Origin of the sequence: Nocardioides panacisoli, from assembly GCF_039537325.1 — a bacterium.
In the GTDB taxonomy this organism is placed as follows: Bacteria; Actinomycetota; Actinomycetes; order Propionibacteriales; family Nocardioidaceae; genus Nocardioides; species Nocardioides panacisoli.
The window spans coordinates 140,207-158,159 of the sequence record NZ_BAABAH010000008.1; the positions used below are offsets into that span (position 1 = coordinate 140,207).

Consider the following 17,953-nt stretch of genomic DNA (forward strand, 5'->3'; position numbering starts at 1 on the left):
TGTCGAATCGCGGCACCTTGCTTCGTCGCACTGGTGAGAGAAGGCCCACCGACCTCAGGACGAGCGGACCGGCCGGACGGGACGAACGCCCCTTCGGACCGAGCGCCCCGGGTGATGGGCTGAACCTGGCTCAGGTGAGCCAGGTCACACCAGGACAACCCGGACAGGAGCAAGGCCATGTGGGACACGACCAGGATCGACCAGCAGCACCTCACTCACGACCTCCCCTGCACGGGGTGCGGTCACGCGGTCCACACCTACCTGCCGTGCAGCGACGCCTGCGCGTGCCGGGTCACCGGGCTGCCCGGAGCGGTGCCGCTCGCCGCCTGAGGCCTCAGTTCAGCGAAAGCTGCTCGAGAGGGACCCAGTCGGTCTCCACGCGGCCGCCGATCTCATAGGTCACCAGCGCCTCCGTGCAGTCGTTGCGCCACTTCAGCAGCAGGCCGGGAACACTCCCACCATCGAGCAGGACAAGAACCTGACGGTTCGCGGGCACAACAGACCTCCGGGCCGTCGGGGCCTGAAAGCCCCGGGCACAGCCCGCGCTTTGAGCTGCTCGACCTGCAGTCTAGCGGGCGACGGCGTCGGGGCTCCGCTGCGGGCTACCCCGCGTCGGCCGAGTCGTAGTCCTCGCGGGCCCTCGCCACCAGCTCCTCGGCGAGCACGCGCACCTTGGTGTTGGCCTCCTGCGACAGCCGGACCAGGAATCCGAAAGCCCGGGCGTCGTCGAGGCGGAACCGCTCCATCACGATGCCGACGGCCTGGCCGATGACACCGCGGTTGTTCAACGCCTCGCGGACGTTCTCGATCTCGCGCGCGTAGTCCAGGGCTACGCCCGCCTGGTGCGCGAACAGCTGGCCGAGCACGGCGAGGTCGCCGAACGAGCCGACCTGCTCGGAGTAGAGGTTCAGCGCACCGCTGGTGCCGTTCACCTCGAACAGTCGGATCCCGGCCTGGGCGAGGATCCCCGCCTCGACCGCCACCGGCGCATAGCGCGGGAAGCGGGGGTCCGACGCGAGATCCGGGGAGGTCACGTGCACCTTGTCCGCCGCGGCCTCGTAGCAGGGGCCCTCGCGGAACAGGTACTGCGCCTCGTCGAGCTTGAGGAGCATCGGATCGGTCGGCGCGGCGGTCTCGAGCCGGTCATCGGCATCCCGGATGGTGATGCTCGCGTAGTGCACGTCCGGGAGTACCTCGACGGCCGCGGCGGTGATCTGCCCGAGGGTCGAGTCGAGATCACCAGGGTTCAGCGCCTCTGCCAGGCGGCGCGCCACGTCGATGATGTCCTGCTGGTCCATTCGCACAACTTAAGGCACCTGGCGGCCCCTGTGATCGAGTACCCAGATGCTTACCTGATCCACATCGGTCGCGGTCTCCACCCCGGCCGGCGGCGGAGCGCGTCGTACGACGACCACGGGCAGGCCGAGCTCGGCCGCGGCCTCCATCTTCGGCCAGGTGGAGGACCCGCCCGAGTCCTTGGTCACCAGCACGTCGACCCGGTGCTCGGTCATCAGCTCCAGCTCGCCGGCCAGGGCATAGGGACCGCGCGAGAACAGCAGCGTCCACGGCGCGGGCAGGTCGACGTCCGGCATGTCGACGACGCGCGCGAGCACCTCGCGCTCGGCCAGCGCCGGCACGAAGCGGGCGAGCTCCTGCCGGCCGATCGTCAGGAACGGCCGCGACCCCAGCTCGCCGGCGACGGTCGCCGCCTGCTCGTGGGTGTCCACCCAGATCCACGACGGCGTCGAGCGGTCGGCCCAGCCGGGCCGCTCCAACCGCAGCAGCGGCACGCCCTCGGCCGAGCAGGCCGCGGCGGCGTTCGCGGTGATGCCGGTTGCGAACGGGTGGGTCGCGTCGACGACGACGTCGTACTCCCGCAGCGCGGCGCGCAGGCCGTCGACGCCGCCGAAGCCGCCGGTACGCACCGCACCGACGGGCAACCGCGGGCGCTCGACCCGACCCGCGAGCGAGGTCGTGACGTCGACCCCGGCGTCGACGAGCCGGACCGCGAGCTCGCGCGCCTCGCCGGTGCCGCCCAGCAGCAGGACCCTCACCGCGTCAGCTCCAGCAGCGCATCGACGTCGAGGTGTTCCTCGACCAGGTCGGCGAGCAGCTCCAGGCGCCGCTCACGGGCCTTCGGGAAGGAGACGGAGGAGTCGACGCCCAGCGCCTCGCGGAGGTACGTCGAGCGTGTCCCGTCGTCCTCGAGCGACCCGTGCACCATCGTCCCGACGACCGACCCGGACCTGGACGCTCCGGCTGTCCGGCCGTGGTGGATCTCGTAGCCCGCGGGCTCGTGCACGCGCAGCACCTTCTCCGCGGCGAAGACCGTCTCGAGCTCCAGCAGCCCCAGCCCGGCGGCCTCAGCGCCGGGCGCGCCCTCGACCCCGTGCGGGTCACGGATCACCTGCCCGAGCATCTGGCAGCCGCCGCAGATGCCCAGCACCGGCCGGCCCGCCGCGGCGTGCGCCAGGATCGCGCGGTCGAGGCCGCGCTCGCGGAGCCAGGCGAGGTCGGCCCGCGTCGCGCGCGTTCCCGGCAGGACGACGAGGTCCGCCTCGGCGAGTCGTCGCGGGTCGGACACGAACACGACGTCCAGACCGGGTTCGAGACCGAGGGCATCGACGTCGGTGAAGTTCGAGATGCGCGGCAGCCGCACGACCGCGACGGTGCGGACGTCCGGCCGGTCGGCGGCGCGCCGGCCGTCGAGGTCCAGCGCGTCCTCGGAGTCCAGCCACAGGTCCGGGTGCCACGGCAGCACGCCGTACGTCGGCCGTCCCGTGCGCGCCTCGAGCTCGGCGAGCCCCGGTCGCAGCAGCTCCACGTCGCCGCGGAACTTGTTGACCACGAAGCCCTTGACCAGCGCCCGGTCCTCGTCGTCGAGCAGCATCAGGGTGCCGAGGGCCGAGGCGAACCAGCCGCCGCGGTCGATGTCGCCGACGACGATGGTCGGCACGTCGCCGTGCCGCGCGAGGCCCATGTTCACGTAGTCCGAGGCGCGCAGGTTGATCTCCGCCGGGCTGCCCGCGCCCTCGGCGACGACCAGCTCGAACCGCGACCGCAGGTCGTCGAACGCGGCGAACGCCGTCTCGGCCAGCCGCGCCCGTCCGTCGTGCCAGTTCCGGGAGGACACCTCGCCGTCCGGCAGGCCCATCCGCACCACATGGCTGCGCCGGTCGCTGCCCGGCTTGAGCAGCACCGGGTTCATCGCGACCTCCGGCGTCGCCCGCGCCGCCAGCGCCTGCACCCACTGCGCCCGGCCGATCTCGCCGTACCCGCCGCCGTCGAGCGGCACGACCATCGAGTTGTTCGACATGTTCTGCGCCTTGTAGGGCGCCACCGCGATCCCCCGCCGGGCGAAGGCCCGGCACAGGGCGGTGGTCACCACCGACTTGCCGGCGTCCGAGGTCATCCCGGCGACCAGCAGCGCCGCGCCCGCCGCTGGTTGAGGTGCGAGCGACGCGAGCCTCGAAACCAAGGCGCTCACGTCTTTCGCAGGTGGTAGATGTCCATGACCCAGCCGGCGGCCGCACGCAGCCGCTCGCGCGCGGCCTCGATCTCGGGCAGCACGTCACCGACCGTCCCCGCGACCAGCTCCTCGTGCGGGGTGCCGAGGTTGCCGCCCCACCAGATCGACCAGTCCTCGAGACCGGGCAGGTCGATGACCCGGTTGAGCATGACGACCAGGTTCTCCTGTCCGGCGGCCACGGCGTCCAGCACGCCTCGCGCCGTCGTCACGTGCAGCGGTGCTCCGACACCGTGCAGGACCAACCGGTGGCGCGCGGCGAGCAGCTGGATGGAGGAGATGCCCGGCAGCACCTCGACCTCGACGTCGAGGTGCTCGGCGACCGCGTCGATCACCCGGATCGTGGAGTCGTAGAAGGCTGGGTCCCCCCACACGAGGAAGCCGGCGTCGCCCTCGTGCTCGGCGAGCACGGCGACGTACTTCTCGATCCGCGCCTCGTGCCACGCCGCGACCGCGGCGCGGTAGTCGGCATCCGTCCCGGTGAACTCCTCGCGGCGCTCGCGCGGCGGGTCGTCGACCTTGACCACGACCGCCGCCCGCTCCAGGTGGCGGTCGAGCAGCCGCTCGCGCGCGTGCACGAGCGGATCGGGCATGCCCTTCTTCACCGTCCCCGACTTGTCCGTGACCACGAAGAAGTCGACCGACCGCATCGCGGCGACCGCCTCGAGCGTGACCAGGTCCGGGTCCCCCGGGCCGACGCCGATGATCCGGATCCGTCGTGTCATCGATCCTCCAGCTCGCCCTCGACCTCGAGATAGGCCGCCTGCAGCGCGGTCAGCACCTCGGCGTCCGGCTCGGCCCAGAGCCCGCGGTCGGCCGCCTCGTGCAGTCGCTCCACCATGCCGCGCAGCGCCCACGGGTTGGAGCGCCGCAGGAACTCCTGGTTGGTGTCGTCGAGAACGTACTCCCGCGCCAGAGCCTCGTACATCCAGTCGTGCACCACGCCCGCGGTCGCGTCGAAGCCGAACAGGTAGTCGACCGTCGCCGCCTGCTCGAACGCCCCCTTGTAGCCGTGCCGCTGCATCGCCGCGATCCAGCGCGGGTTCACGACCCGGGCCCGGAACACCCGGTTCGTCTCCTCCTGCAGGGTCCGGGTGCGGATGGCGTCCGGCGAGGTGGAGTCGCCGACGTAGGCCCTGGGGTCGGCGCCGGTGAGGGCGCGGACCGTGGCGACCATGCCGCCGTGGTACTGGAAGTAGTCGTCGCTGTCGGCGATGTCGTGCTCGCGGCTGTCGACGTTCTTGGCCGCGACCTCGATCCGTCGGTAGCTGGCCCGCATGTCGTCGGCGGCGGGTGCACCGTCGAGGCCGCGCCCGTACGCGAAGCCGCCCCAGGCCGTGTACACCTCCGCGAGGTCCTGGTCGTCGCGCCACGACCCGCTCTCGACCGCCTGGAGCAGGCCGGCGCCGTACGCCCCGGGTGCGGAGCCGAAGATCCGCGTCGTCGCCCGGCGCTCGTCCCCGTGCTCGGCGAGGTCCGCCTGCACGTGCGCGCGGACGAAGTTCCGGTCGGCGGGCTCGTCAAGGGCCGCGACCATCCCCACGGCGTCGTCGAGCATCGCGACCACGTGCGGGAACGCGTCGCGGAAGAATCCCGAGATCCGCACGGTGACGTCGATCCGCGGGCGGCCGAGCTCCTCGAGAGGTACGACGACCAACCGGCTCACCCGGCGGGATGCCTCGTCCCACTCCGGCCGTACGCCGAGCAGCGCCAGCACCTCGGCGATGTCGTCGCCCGAGGTCCGCATCGCGCTCGTGCCCCAGACGGACAACCCGACGGACTCCGGGTAGCGGCCCTCGTCGTCCAGGTAGCGCTGCACCAGCGAGTCCGCCATCGCCTGCCCGGTCTGCCAGGCCAGCCGGGACGGCACGGCGCGCGGGTCGACGGTGTAGAAGTTGCGACCGGTCGGGAGGACGTTGACCAGGCCGCGCAGCGGTGACCCCGACGGGCCCGGCCGCACGAAGCCGCCGTCCAGCGCGTGCAGAACGGCGTCCAGCTCGTCGGTCGTCCGGTCCAGACGCGGCACCACCTCGGTCGCCGCGAACTCCAGCACCCGCCGCACCTCGGCGTCGTCGTGCAGCGACGCGGCGACCGCCGGGTCCCAGCCCGCCTTCTCCATCTGCTCGACGAGTCCCCGCGCCTCCGCCTCGACCGCGTCGACCTCAGCGGTGGTCTCGACACGCCGCGTGTCGAGACCCAGCCCCAGCGCCGCCCGCAGCCCGGGGACCGCAGCCTCCTGCCCGCCCCACACCTGGGTCGCCCGCAGGATCGCGAGCACCAGGTTCACGCGGGCCTCGCCCGCCGGCGCCGCACCGAGCACGTGCAGCCCGTCCCGGATCTGGCCGTCCTTGATCTCGCACAGCCAGCCGTCGACGTGCAGCAGGAAGTCGTCGAACTCCTCGTCGCAGGGTCGCTCGTCGAGCCCGAGGTCGCGGTGCATCTCGGCCGCCTTCATCAGCTGCCAGATCTCGCCCCGGATCGCCGGCAGCTTGGCCGGGTCCATCGCGGCGATGTTGCCGTACTCGTCCAGCAGCTGCTCGAGACGGGCGATGTCGCCGTACGACTCCGCCCGCGCCATCGGCGGCACCAGGTGGTCGACGATCGTCGCGTGCGCCCGGCGCTTGGCCTGCGCGCCCTCGCCCGGGTCGTTGACGAGGAACGGGTACACCAGCGGCAGGTCCGTGATGGCGGCGTCGGGGCCGCAGGAGGCCGACAGCGCTGCGTTCTTGCCCGGGAGCCACTCCATCGACCCGTGCTTGCCCAGGTGCACGACGGCGTGCGCGCCGAAGCCGTGCCGCAGCCACCGGTAGGCGGCGAGGTAGTGGTGGCTCGGCGGCAGGTCCGGGTCGTGGTAGATCGCGACCGGGTTCTCGCCGAAGCCCCGTGGCGGCTGGATCATGAGCACGACGTTCCCCGCGCGGAGCGTCGCGAGGACGACCTCCTCGCGGTCGTTCACGAACAGCCCTCCGGGCGCCGCGCCCCAGTTCCCGGTCATCGCCTCCCGGAGGTCGTCGGGCAGGTCGCTCGTCCAGGCCCGGTAGTCCGCCGCGCTCACGCGGACGTGGGCGTCGGTGAGCTGCCCTGCGGTCAGCCACTCCTCGTCCTGCCCGCCGGCGGCGATCAGGGCGTGGATCAGCGCGTCGCCGGCGGCGCTGTCGTCGTCCATGTCGAGGATGTCCGCCACGGTGGTTGAGCCTGTCGAAACCCCGACGTCGTACCCCGCGTCCCTGAGGCGCCGCAGCATCCGCACCGCGGAGACCGGGGTGTCGAGCCCGACGGCGTTGCCGATCCGTGCGTGCCTGGTGGGGTACGCCGACAGCATGAGCGCGATCCGCTTCTCGCTGTTCGGCACCCGGCGCAGCCGCGCGTGGTTGACCGCCAGGCTCGCGACCCGGGCGCACCGCTCGGGGTCGGCGACGTACCGCGGCAGCGCGTCGGGGTCGTCCGGATCGACCTCCTTGAACGAGAACGGGACGGTGATGATGCGGCCGTCGAACTCGGGGATCGCCACCTGGCTGGCCGAGTCGAGCGGACTGACGCCGTCGTCGGACGCCTCCCACTCCGCACGGCTGCTCGTGAGGCAGAGGCCCTGCAGCACGGGGATGTCGAGCGCGGCGACCCGCTCGACGTCCCAGGTCTCCTCGTCACCGCCCGCACTCGCGTCGGCCGGGACGGTGCCGCCGGCGGCGAGCACCGTGACGACCAGCGCGTCCAGGGTGCCGAGCGCCTCGAACAGCTCGTCCGGCGCGGACCGCAGCGACCCGGCGAACACCGGTACGGCGACCGCCTCGCCCGTCGCGTCGACCGCGTCCGCGAGGGCGTGGACGAAGTCGGTGTTCCCGCTCACCTCGTGCGCCCGGTAGTAGAGGATCCCTACGCGCACCGGTGGTTGAGGTGCGAGCGGAGCGAGCCTCGAAACCTCCGGGGCCCTCCGCTCGGCCATCCCCCACACCGGCACCACAGCAGGCGGCTCGAACCCCTCGCCCGTCAGCAGCACGGTGTCGGACAGGAACGCGTGCAGCTGCCGCAGGTTCCCCGGTCCACCCTCGACGAGGTAGCGGTGCGCCTCGGCCGCGATCCCGACGGGCACCGTGGAGGTCGCCATCAGCGCAGCGTCGGGGGTCTGCTCACCGCCGAGCACGACGACCGGCCGCCCGGCAGCAGCGACCGCGGCCAGCTCGCCGGCGTACTCCTTGGGCGAGCCGAGCAGCCGGATGACGGTCAGGTCGGCACCGGCGGAGAGCCGGCCGAGGTCGACGACGTCGCACCGCGCGGGGTTGGCGAGGAGGTAGTCGCCGCCGCTGCTGCGGGCGGAGAGGAGATCGGTGTCGGACGTCGACAGCAGCGCGATGCGCACCATGCCAGCAGAGCCTCCTCGGGGTTCGCGCCCCTCGACGGTCGGATGCCCCGTGGCCAGTGTCTGGCTTGTCCGGTGGTCGAGGAGGTCGCGCAGCGACCGTCTCGAGACCGGGTCACAGTGGCGGAACCGCCCCGGACTCGCACCGGGTTCCTGCTCCACGGGACCTGTGGGAGTGACCCTACGGTGGTGCCCGTGCCACCCGACGACCAGCCCACGGATCGGCCCCCCGTGGTCCTGGTCGACGGTCTCAGCCGCGAGCAGGTCCTCGAGGCGGTCGGCGACGCCCGCGCAACGTCCGACGCGCCGCTGGACCTCGAGGGCCACGGGAGCTCGGGCGTCGCGGTGCTCTCCCTCGCCCTGCACCAGCGCCGTCTCGGCCTCGAGATCGCGCACGTCGCCTGCCTCGACGCGCGCGGCGAGGACGACCCGGTCAGCGGGCGGCCTCTTGCTCCGCCGACCGCCCCGAGGGTCGCCACGGCACTGACCTTCGTCCCGGGCAAGGACGACGCCTCCCGCGCCTGGACGGCCCGCACCGTCGACGCCTTCCGCGCCGTCGGCTGGACCGTCGAGCTCCTCACCTAGGACCTCCGCCTCTGGAGGCTCCGGGTGGGCCTTGGTGGACTGGCGTCGTGTACACGTCGAGCGCCACGCGGTCGCGCGGGGTCCATCGGAAGCCGTTCTCGAGCAATCGCCGCCTGGTCGTCGCCGCCACCCGGGTCGGTCGCCGGAAGACCCCCATCTACGGCCTGCTCGACGTCGACGTCACCGAGGCCAGAAGAAGGCTCGCGGCATGCGACCGGTCCGGGTCGATGACCGCGTTCGTCGTCGCGAGCGTCGCCCGCGCCGCGGCTGCTCACCCGGAGGTCCACGCCTACCGCGACTGGCGGGGTCACCTGGTGACGCACGACCACGTCGACGTCAGCACCATGGTCGAGGTCCCGACCACGCACGGCCTGTTCGCCGTACCGCACTCGCTCCACGACGCCGACGTACGAGACGTGGACGACCTCACCGCCGAGCTACGCCGCGTGAAGGCGGACCCACCGTCGAGCGCGTCCGCCCGCTGGGCCGACCATCCGGCCGCGTGGGCGATGCGGATTCCCGGGTCCGCGCGCCGGCTCTTCGAGGTGATGTCGCGCTCGGTCGCCGTCCATCAGCGCATCGGCACCGTCGGAGTGACCTCGGTCGGGATGTTCGCCGACGGCTCCGGCTACGGGCTGACGCCGCTCACCTTGATGTCGCTGGAGGTGGTCGTCGGCGGGATCGCCCGCCTGCCCCGCCTCGTCGACGGGCAGGTCGAGGCGCGCGACATCCTGAACCTCACCGTGGTGGTCGACCACGACGTCGTCGACGGCGCGCCGGCCACCCGCTTCGCCGCCGACCTGCGCCGCGCGCTGGAGACCGCCGGTCCCCTCAGTTGACCTGCCGGTCGCGACCCTCCCAGTACGGCGAGCGCAGCTTGAACTTCTGCAGCTTCCCGGTGGCGGTGCGGGCGAGCTCGTCGCGGAACTCCACCGACGTGGGTGCCTTGTAGCCCGCGAGCCGCTGCTTGCACCACTGGATCAGCTCGGCCTCCGTCTCCGGGCCGCCCTCGGCGTCCGGCGTCAGCACGACGAGGGCCTTGATCGTCTCGCCCCACTTGTCGCTCGGTACGCCGATCACCGCGACCTCGGCGACCTTGGGGTGCGAGAACAGCGCGTCCTCGACCTCGATCGAGGAGACGTTCTCGCCGCCGGTGATGATCACGTCCTTCTTGCGGTCGGCGATGGTGAGGTAGCCGTCGTCGGTGAGGTAGCCACCGTCCCCGGTGTGGAACCAGCCGCCGGCCAGGCACCGCTCGGACTCCTCGGGCTGCTCCCAGTAACCCTCGAGCACGACGTTGGAGCGGGCCAGCACCTCGCCCTGGGTCTCCTCGTCCTGGCCGATCGACAGCCGTACGCCGAGCGCGGGCGCGCCGGCCCGGGTGAGCCTCGCGGCACGGTCCTCCGGGTCGAGGTCGTCCCACTCCGCCCGGGAGCGGTTGATGGTGAGCAGCGGCGAGGTCTCGGTGAGCCCGTAGATCTGGATGAACTCCCAGCCGAGCTCCTCCTGCACCCGCAGGATCGTCTTCGTCGGCGGCGGGGCGCCGGCCATGATGATGCGCACGCGGTCGCGGCCGGGGACCTCGCCCTCCCAGTCGGGCAGCGCATCGAGCACGGCGGCGGCCACCGCGGGCGCGGCACACATGACCGTGACGCCGTGGTCGCGCACGCGCCGCAGGATCTCGGCGCCGTCGATCTTGCGCAGGACGACCTGCTTGACGCCCATCCCGGTCATCGTGAACGGCATGCCCCAGCCGTTGGCGTGGAACTGGGGCAGCGTGTGCAGGTAGACGTCGCGGTCGGTGACCGCCGTGTGCAGCCCGAACGTCACGGCGTTGACCCAGATGTTGCGGTGGGTGATCTGCACGCCCTTGGGCCGGGCGGTGGTCCCCGAGGTGTAGTTGATCGTCGCGGTCGCGGCCTCGTCGGGCTCCCACGGCTGGGGCTCGGCACCCTCGGCGGCGTAGAGGTCCTCGTCGGTGCCGAGCACGAACTTGTGCTCGCACTCGACGTCCTTGAGCGACTCCTCGAGCTCCGGGTCGACGTACAGCACCCGGGCACCGGAGTGCTCGACGATGTAGCGCACCTCGTCGGGCACGAGCCGGAAGTTCACCGGGACCAGCACCCGGCCCCAGCCGCACACGCCGAAGAACGAGGTCAGCAGCCGGCTGCTGTTCTGGCTGACGACGGCGACCCGGTCGCCGACGCCGATGCCGAGCTGGTCGAGCTTCGCCGCCTGCCGGCGGGCCAGGTGCCCGATCTCGCGATAGGTGAGCTCGCCCTGCGACGCGGCCGGCTGCACCGGCTCGTCGACCACCCCGACCCGGTCGCCGTACACCTGCACGGCGCGGTCGAGGAAGTCGTTGACGCTGAACGGCACGAACATGGGAGCCTCCCGGATCCGCAACGATGTGATCGGGGCCACTCTAGGCAAGCAGGGTTGCGGACGGGTTGCCCGCCGCTAACGTTCGGCCATGTACCTCGAGGTGGTCACCGATCAGCACCGTGCGCGGCTGCGCCGCGTCGCCCTGAGCTGGCTGCTGGCCATGGGCACGCTCGGCTACCTGTTCCCGTACGCCGTCGCGACCACCCGCGGCAAGGCGAACGCGGGCGCCATCGGCGTCCTCAACCTCGCGCTCGGGTGGACGGTCGTCGGCTGGGTCGTCGCGCTGGCGATGGCCTGCGGCCGCCACCGGATCGCCGGCCTGCGCGTCAGCTGAGGGAGCAACGAGCTGGTGGGCGCAACAGGGATCGAACCTGTGACATCTTGCTTGTAAGGCAAGCGCTCTACCGCTGAGCTATGCGCCCCTGACCAGCGCGAAACCCTACCGTCGACCCGGCGCCGCGATGAAACCGCGGCTTGCGCCAAAAAAGGTCGAACCGCTGGCGTCTCGGGTCACCAGCGGTTCAACGAGTGGAACAGTAGCGCCCTCTGACAGGCCCTCCAAGCACTCTTGCGGAATTGGACCGAAAATGACTAGACCGGGGCAGGTTGGCTGGTCAGTTGTGACCAGCGACCTGCTGGGCGGAGTCCTTCAGCCGAGCCAGGTGCTCGTCCAGGTCCCGACCGTCGGGGTTCGCGTTGTGCACGGCCCACGCGAGGTTGCCCGCGCGGTCGACGACGTACGACGACCGCCGCGCGGCACCGGTGCGGTCGTCGAGGACGCCGTAGGAGGCCGCGACCGCGCCGTGCGGCCAGAAGTCGCTCAGCAGCGGGAAGTTCAGCCCGTCCGCGTCGGCCCAGGCCCGCAGGGCGTAGACGGGGTCGCAGGAGATCGCCAGCACCTCGCTGTCGAAGGTGATGAACTCGTCGAGCCGCGCCTTGATCGACGCCATCTCGCCGGTGCACACGCCGCTGAACGCGAAGGGGTAGAACATCAGCAGCACGGCCTTCTGGCCGCGGAAGGCGGACAGCGTGACGTCCTGACCGAACTGGTCACGCAGCGTGAAGTCCGGGGCCGGTCCCCCCAGCTCGAGGCCCGTCACTCGTGGTCCGCCAGCTCCCGCTTGAGCACCTTGCCGGTGGCGTTGCGCGGCAGCTCCTCGAGGAACACGATGTCGCGCGGCACCTTGTAGCGGGCCAGGTTCTCCTTGACCCAGTTCTTGAGGTCCGACTCGCTGAGGCTCTCGCTCTCCCGTACGACGAACGCGCGCAGCCGCTTGCCGTAGTCATCGTCGTCCACGCCGATGCACGCGACCTCGACGACGCCCTCGTGGGACGCGAGGCAGTCCTCGACCTCCTTGGGAAAGACGTTCTCGCCGCCGGAGACGATCATCTCGTCGTCGCGGCCCTCGACGTAGAGGCGGCCGTCCTCGTCGAACCGGCCGACGTCGCCGGAGGACATCAGGCCGTCGATCATCTCCTTGCCGCCGCCACCGGTGTAGCCCTCGATCTGCAGGTCGTTGCCGACGAAGATCCGGCCGGACTTGCCGACGGGGAGCTCCTTGCCCTCCTCGTCGAAGATCTTGACGATCGTCGCGAGCGGAAGCTTGCCGGCCGAGCCGGGCGCCTCGCGCAGGTCGGTCGGGTCGGCGATGGACGCCCACGCGATCTCGGTGGACCCGTAGATCGAGTAGAGGTTGTCGCCGAAGCGGTCCATCCACCGGGTCGGCAGGTCGCCCGGCAGCGCGGAGCCGGAGGAGGCGACGACCTTCAGCTTCGGGAGCGGGTACTTGTCGAGGGTCTCCTCGGGCAGGGCCATGATCCGCTGGAGCATCACCGGGATGACCACGAACGACTCGCAGTCGTGCTCCTGCAGCAGCTTCAGCGCGTTCTCCGGGTCGAACTTCCGGGTCAGCACGAGCGTCGAGCCCAGCAGCATCGCGAACTGGTAGTGCGCAAAGCCCCAGGTGTGGAACAGCGGCGCGGCGACGTGACATGTCCACCCGCTGCGCAGCGGCATGCGCGACAGCAGCGAGACCGCGGCGGGAAGCCCGCCCTGCGGACGCGGCGCACCCTTCGGCGTACCGGTCGTGCCGGAGGTGAGGATGATCGTCCGGCCGGACTTCTTCGGCGGGTCGAGGTCGGACTCGGAGTCGGCGGCCTCGATCAGGCCCTCGATGGTGTCCTCGCCGGGCTCGCCGTCGGTCCACCCGATCACGCGGTTCTCGATGTCGACCTTGGAGAGCAGCTCCGCGAACTCCTCGTCGTAGACGACGACCTGCGGGTCCTCCCGCTCGATGACGTCGGCGAGCTGCGGGCCGGCGAACGCGGTGTTGAGGTAGAGCACGTCCGCGCCGAGCTTGCTGATCGCGATCGAGGCCTCGATGAAGCCGCGGTGGTTGCGGCACATCACCGCGACGCCCTCGCCCTCCTTGACGCCGCGGGCCCGCAGCGCGCGGGCCAGCCGGTTGGTCCGGGTGTGGAGCTCGCGGAAGGTCAAGCTGCCCAGCTCGTCGATGATCGCCACGCCATCGGGATTGCGCAGCGCCATCGTCTTGAACCCGCCCGCGGGCGAGGTGCCCCACGTGACGAGCGCCTTGGCCAGCCCGGCCAGGGTCACGGGACCGTAGAACCGGACGATGCCGGACTCGGTGAGGATCTTCAGGCTGGTCGCCGCCTCGCGCACCTTCGCGCTGATCGTTGCCATGCCAGCGAAACTATCGCGTCCGCGAGGGGGTCGCCTCAGGAGACCGTTTTGGGTGCCACCAGACGGGTGGCAGTCCAGTCCCGGCTGACGGTGGCGCTGGTCGTCTGGGACAACCCGGCGATGGGCGCCGCCTCGGCGATGTCGGCGGGGTCGACGGACCCCGGCCGGCCGATCTTGGGCGTCAGCAACCAGATGGCACCGCCGCCGACGAGATCGGTAAGCGCGTCCACGAGGCCGTCCACCAGGTCGCCGTCGTCGGCCCGCCACCAGAGCAGCACGGCGTCGACGACGTTGCCGTAGTCGCCATCGACCATGTCGCCGTCGAGGGTGTCCTCGATCGCCTCGCGCAGCTCGTCGTCGGTGTCCTGGTCCCAGCCCAGTTCCTGGACGACCATGCCGGATTTGAAGCCCAGTCGATCGACGGGGCTGGTCGGTGCGGTACCGCCACCGGCGGTCGAGCTCACGGGATTCCTCCAGACAGGTACGGCGAACAGGTGGGGAGTAGTCCATCGGAGACCGGGCCGCAACGCAACCCTGCGCCGTTTCGACCCCGGGCCGGGCTAGATACTCGTCGGTAGATTTTGCGGTGAGGTGTTCGGTGGAACGATGGGTCCGTGACCCAGAACACCCCGGCTGTCATCCACGAGGGCCTGCCCACCCAGCTGCCCGACATCGATCCCGCTGAGACCCAGGAATGGATCGACTCCTTCGACGCGATGCTTGAGGAGCGTGGCCGCGATCGTGCGCGCTACGTGATGCTCCGGTTGCTCGAGCGCGCCCGCGAGACCCAGGTCGGCGTACCGGCGCTGCGGAGCACCGACTACATCAACACGATCCCGCCCGAGCGGGAGCCGTGGTTCCCCGGCGACGAGGACGTCGAGCGCCGGATCCGCGCGTTCATCCGGTGGAACGCCGCCGTGATGGTCTCCGCCGCCAACCGCAAGGGCCTGGAGGTCGGCGGCCACATCGCGACCTACCAGTCCTCCGCCTCCCTCTACGAGGTCGGCTTCAACCACTTCTTCCGCGGGCACGACCACGAGGGCGGCGGCGACCAGATCTTCATCCAGGGTCACGCCTCCCCCGGCATCTACGCCCGGGCCTTCCTCGAGGGCCGGCTCACCGAGGAGCAGCTGTTCCGGTTCCGCCAGGAGGTCCAGCACGGCCCCGGCGCCGGGCTGTCGTCCTACCCCCACCCGCGGCTGATGCCGGACTTCTGGGAGTTCCCGACGGTCTCGATGGGGTTGACCGCGCTCAACTCGATCTACCAGGCGCGGTTCAACCGCTACCTGCACAACCGCGGGATCAAGGACACCAGCCAGCAGCACGTCTGGGCGTTCCTCGGCGACGGCGAGATGGGCGAGCCCGAGTCGCTCGGCGCGATCTCCCTCGCCGCGCGCGAGGAGCTCGACAACCTGACCTTCGTCGTGAATTGCAACCTGCAGCAGCTCGACGGGCCGGTGCGCGGCAACGGCAAGATCATCCAGGAGCTGGAGTCGGTCTTCCGCGGCGCCGGCTGGAACGTGATCAAGGTGATCTGGGGTCGCGAGTGGGACGAGCTGCTCGCCCGCGACGTCGACGGCGTGCTCGTCAACAAGATGAACTCCACCCCCGACGGGGCGTTCCAGACGTTCTCCGTCGAGGACGGTGCCTACAACCGGGAGCACTTCTTCGGACCAGACCCGCGACTGCGCAAGATGGTCGAGCACATGAGCGACCGGCAGATCGAGAAGCTCCCGCGCGGTGGGCACGACTACCGCAAGGTCTACGCCGCCTTCGACTCCGCGACCAAGCACGCCGGACAGCCGACGGTGATCCTGGCGCACACCATCAAGGGCTGGACGATCGATGCCCTCGAGGGCAAGAACGCCACCCACCAGATGAAGAAGCTGACGATGGCGGACCTGAAGAAGTTCCGCGACCGGCTCTACCTCCCGATCTCCGACCACGACCTCGAGACGGCCTACGACGAGACCGGCACCGCGCCGTTCTTCCACCCGGGCGCGGACTCCACCGAGATCGAGTACATGATGGAGCGCCGCCGCTCGCTCGGCGGCCCGCTCCCCCGCCGGCAGGACCGGTCCAAGCCGCTGACCCTGCCCGGCGACAAGATGTACGCCGAGCTCAAGCAGGGCTCGGGCAACCACAAGGTCGCCACCACGATGGCCATGGTCCGCCAGCTCCGGGACTGGATGAAGGACCCCGGCATCGGCCAGCGCCTCGTGCCGATCGCGCCGGACGAGTACCGGACCTTCGGCATGGACTCGATGTTCCCGTCCGCCAAGGTCTACGACCCCGCCGGTCAGCAGTACGAGTCGGTCGACCGCAAGCTGCTGCTCGCCTACAAGATGTCGCCGCAGGGCCAGCTGCTCCACGAGGGCATCTCGGAGGCCGGTGCGATGGCCTCGGCGACGGCCGCCGGGTCCTCCTACAGCACCCACGGCGAGCAGATGATCCCGTTCTACATCTTCTACTCGATGTTCGGGTTCCAGCGGACCGGCGACTCGATCTGGGCGATGGCCGACCAGCTGGCCCGCGGGTTCCTGATCGGCGCGACCGCCGGCCGCACCACGCTGACCGGCGAGGGGCTGCAGCACGCCGACGGCCACTCGCCGCTGCTCGCCGCGACCAACCCGGCCGTCGTGCACTACGACCCGACCTACGCCTACGAGGTCGGTCACATCATGCGCTCCGGCCTGGAGCGGATGTACGGCGCCGAGGCCGAGAACGTCATCTTCTACATCACCGTCTACAACGAGCCGATCACCCAGCCGGCCGAGCCGGAGAACCTCGACGTCGAGGGCCTGCTGCGCGGCCTGTACTGGACGTCCGGGCCGGACAGCGCCGAGGCCGACGGCCCCAAGGTGCGCCTGCTCGCGTCGGGCGTGGCCGGGCCCTGGATCCACGACGCGAAGCGGATCCTCGCCGAGGACTGGGGCGTCCAGGCCGAGACCTGGTCTGTGACGTCGTGGAACGAGCTGGCCCGCGACGCGATCGCCGCCGAGGACTGGAACCTGATGCACCCCGGCGAGGCGCCGCGGACGGCGTACGTCACCGAGAAGCTGAGCGGTGGGAGCGAGCCGGTCATCGCGGTCTCCGACTACATGCGCGCGGTGCCGCTCCAGATCGCCCGCTGGGTGCCCGGCGACTACCGGGTCCTCGGCGCCGACGGGTTCGGCTTCGCCGACACGCGCCCGGCCGCGCGGCGGTTCTTCCACATCGACGCGCAGTCGGTGGTCGTGCAGGCGCTGCAGGCGCTCGCGGACGCCGGCCAGATGGACCCGGCACGGGTCAAGGAGGCGTTCGAGCGCTACGCGATCGACGACCCGACGGCGGTCGCGGACGTGCGGCAGGAGGGCGGCGACGCCTGAGCCGAGCGCCTAGGCGGGCGTGGCGACGGCCGGACCGGCGCGTCGCCGGCCTCGGCCTGCCGGACCGGCGCCAGCGCGCCGCGCTTGAGGAGGCGGCGGAACCGCGCACGGCTGTAGGAGGCGGGTTCGGTCGTCGCGACGAACTCGCGCACGAGCTGCACGAACCGCTCCGGATGGTCCTTGTGCGGGAAGTGGCCGGAGCGGTCGAAGACCTCGACCCGGGCCTCGGGCGCGAGCACGCGCACGTTGTCGGCGTGCTTCGCGGGGATCACCAGGTCGTCGCGACCCCAGACCACGGCCAGCGGCATCGCCTCGGTGAGGTAGGCCCGGTCGCTCATCGTCACGATCTGGCCACGCCAGTCGATCACGGCCCGCACCAGGTGACGGATCGCGAAGCGCGTGCGGCGGTCCCGCCACGACTCGAGGATCTCCGCGACCTCGTCGAGGTCGCGGGTCACCTTGGTCTCCACCCGCGAGAGCATCCGCAGCGTCGTGGTGCCGACGTGGCGGACGCCCGGCTGGGTCAGCAGGGCCATCGTCGCCTCCCACCCGGGCGCCTGGACCAGCTTGATCAGCGGGGTGACGTCGGGGCCCAGGCCACCCGGGGACACCAGCACCATGCGCTCGGTCCGCTCGGGGAACTGGTAGGCGAACTGCATCGCGATGCCGCCGCCGAAGCTGTGCCCCACCACGGTCACCTTGTCGACCCCGAGGACCGTCAGCAGGTCCCGCATGCCGTTGGCGTAGCCGCCGAGCGTGTAGTCGGCGCGCGGCTTGTCGGACGAGCCGTGCCCGAGCAGGTCCGGCGCGATGACGGTGAAGTCCTCCGCGAGCTCGTCGATGACGCTCGTCCACGTCGTGTGGTCGCAGGCGAGGCCGTGCAGGAGCAGCAGGACGGGGCCGGATCCCCGCCTGACGTAAGCGCGCCGGTGGCCGTGCACCGTCACGTACTGCACCTCGTCCACGCCGCGCCCCTTCCCCCGGAGAGTGATCCACGATTCAAGCACGGCCGGATCCGGCGCCGCCAC

General features: G+C 71.3%; 16 protein-coding genes, 1 tRNA gene and 1 riboswitch. Of the genes, 5 read left to right on the forward strand and 12 right to left on the reverse strand.

Annotated elements, in window-relative coordinates:
- Positions 1 to 177: 177 nt before the first annotated feature.
- On the forward strand, positions 178 to 330 hold the full coding sequence (locus ABD709_RS12865; protein ID WP_344775984.1) for a hypothetical protein: 153 nt from the start codon (positions 178 to 180) through the stop codon (positions 328 to 330).
- 4 nt (positions 331 to 334) lie between these two features.
- Here ABD709_RS12865 and ABD709_RS12870 read toward each other — a convergent pair whose 3' ends face one another.
- From ABD709_RS12870 to cobN, 6 genes are all read right to left on the reverse strand, one after another.
- Entirely contained in the window at positions 335 to 496 is a 162-nt protein-coding gene (locus tag ABD709_RS12870; protein ID WP_344775986.1) for a hypothetical protein, read from the reverse strand.
- Positions 497 to 602: 106 nt separating this feature from the next.
- Positions 603 to 1,298, reverse strand: a complete 696-nt coding sequence (locus tag ABD709_RS12875) for a GAF and ANTAR domain-containing protein (protein ID WP_344775988.1) — start codon at positions 1,296 to 1,298, stop codon at positions 603 to 605.
- Positions 1,299 to 1,307: 9 nt separating this feature from the next.
- The gene (locus ABD709_RS12880) at positions 1,308 to 2,054 is read right to left on the reverse strand and encodes a cobalt-precorrin-6A reductase (protein WP_344775990.1); all 747 of its coding nucleotides are present in this window, start codon (positions 2,052 to 2,054) and stop codon (positions 1,308 to 1,310) included.
- On the reverse strand, positions 2,051 to 3,478 hold the full coding sequence (locus ABD709_RS12885) for a cobyric acid synthase (RefSeq protein ID WP_344775992.1): 1,428 nt from the start codon (positions 3,476 to 3,478) through the stop codon (positions 2,051 to 2,053). Before ABD709_RS12885 ends, ABD709_RS12880 begins: the two co-directional genes overlap by 4 nt.
- Before the next feature lie 5 nt (positions 3,479 to 3,483).
- Complete coding sequence (gene cobF, locus ABD709_RS12890; RefSeq protein WP_344775995.1) at positions 3,484 to 4,251, reverse strand: precorrin-6A synthase (deacetylating); 768 nt, start codon at positions 4,249 to 4,251, stop codon at positions 3,484 to 3,486.
- The gene (gene cobN / locus ABD709_RS12895; protein ID WP_344775997.1) at positions 4,248 to 7,886 is read right to left on the reverse strand and encodes a cobaltochelatase subunit CobN; all 3,639 of its coding nucleotides are present in this window, start codon (positions 7,884 to 7,886) and stop codon (positions 4,248 to 4,250) included. The genes cobF and cobN overlap by 4 nt, the downstream gene beginning before the upstream one ends.
- Positions 7,887 to 7,920: 34 nt before the next feature.
- A riboswitch (cobalamin riboswitch) is annotated at positions 7,921 to 8,069 on the reverse strand.
- A gap of 3 nt (positions 8,070 to 8,072) precedes the next feature.
- On the opposite strand from cobN, the gene ABD709_RS12900 reads away from it, so the two are divergent.
- The gene (locus ABD709_RS12900; protein ID WP_344775999.1) at positions 8,073 to 8,468 is read left to right on the forward strand and encodes a hypothetical protein; all 396 of its coding nucleotides are present in this window, start codon (positions 8,073 to 8,075) and stop codon (positions 8,466 to 8,468) included.
- A 47-nt stretch (positions 8,469 to 8,515) separates the two neighbouring features.
- Positions 8,516 to 9,307 carry a 2-oxo acid dehydrogenase subunit E2 gene (locus ABD709_RS12905; RefSeq protein ID WP_344776001.1) on the forward strand — a complete coding sequence of 264 codons (792 nt, stop codon included), beginning with the start codon at positions 8,516 to 8,518 and terminating at the stop codon, positions 9,305 to 9,307.
- On the opposite strand, the gene ABD709_RS12910 is transcribed toward ABD709_RS12905, so the two are convergent.
- Positions 9,300 to 10,853, reverse strand: a complete 1,554-nt coding sequence (locus ABD709_RS12910; RefSeq protein ID WP_344776003.1) for an AMP-binding protein — start codon at positions 10,851 to 10,853, stop codon at positions 9,300 to 9,302. The two genes, ABD709_RS12905 and ABD709_RS12910, sit on opposite strands and share 8 nt — an antisense overlap.
- Positions 10,854 to 10,941: 88 nt before the next feature.
- Between ABD709_RS12910 and ABD709_RS12915 the strand changes: the two genes are divergently transcribed.
- Positions 10,942 to 11,187 carry a superinfection immunity protein gene (locus ABD709_RS12915; RefSeq protein ID WP_344776005.1) on the forward strand — a complete coding sequence of 82 codons (246 nt, stop codon included), beginning with the start codon at positions 10,942 to 10,944 and terminating at the stop codon, positions 11,185 to 11,187.
- 13 nt (positions 11,188 to 11,200) lie between these two features.
- Here ABD709_RS12915 and ABD709_RS12920 read toward each other — a convergent pair.
- From ABD709_RS12920 to ABD709_RS12935, 4 genes are all read right to left on the reverse strand, one after another.
- Positions 11,201 to 11,275: transfer RNA gene (locus ABD709_RS12920), tRNA-Val, on the reverse strand.
- 192 nt (positions 11,276 to 11,467) lie between these two features.
- The gene (locus ABD709_RS12925; protein ID WP_344776007.1) at positions 11,468 to 11,953 is read right to left on the reverse strand and encodes a peroxiredoxin; all 486 of its coding nucleotides are present in this window, start codon (positions 11,951 to 11,953) and stop codon (positions 11,468 to 11,470) included.
- Positions 11,950 to 13,557, reverse strand: a complete 1,608-nt coding sequence (locus ABD709_RS12930; protein WP_344776009.1) for an AMP-binding protein — start codon at positions 13,555 to 13,557, stop codon at positions 11,950 to 11,952. The genes ABD709_RS12925 and ABD709_RS12930 overlap by 4 nt, the downstream gene beginning before the upstream one ends.
- 35 nt (positions 13,558 to 13,592) lie before the next feature.
- On the reverse strand, positions 13,593 to 14,021 hold the full coding sequence (locus tag ABD709_RS12935; protein WP_344776011.1) for a DUF3052 domain-containing protein: 429 nt from the start codon (positions 14,019 to 14,021) through the stop codon (positions 13,593 to 13,595).
- Between the two features lie 150 nt (positions 14,022 to 14,171).
- Between ABD709_RS12935 and aceE the strand changes: the two genes are divergently transcribed.
- Positions 14,172 to 16,925: a pyruvate dehydrogenase (acetyl-transferring), homodimeric type gene (gene aceE, locus ABD709_RS12940; protein WP_344776013.1), complete on the forward strand. Its 2,754-nt coding sequence runs from the start codon at positions 14,172 to 14,174 to the stop codon at positions 16,923 to 16,925.
- Here aceE and ABD709_RS12945 read toward each other — a convergent pair.
- Positions 16,865 to 17,890: an alpha/beta fold hydrolase gene (locus tag ABD709_RS12945; protein WP_344776015.1), complete on the reverse strand. Its 1,026-nt coding sequence runs from the start codon at positions 17,888 to 17,890 to the stop codon at positions 16,865 to 16,867. The two genes, aceE and ABD709_RS12945, sit on opposite strands and share 61 nt — an antisense overlap.
- Between the last annotated feature and the right edge of the window lie 63 nt (positions 17,891 to 17,953).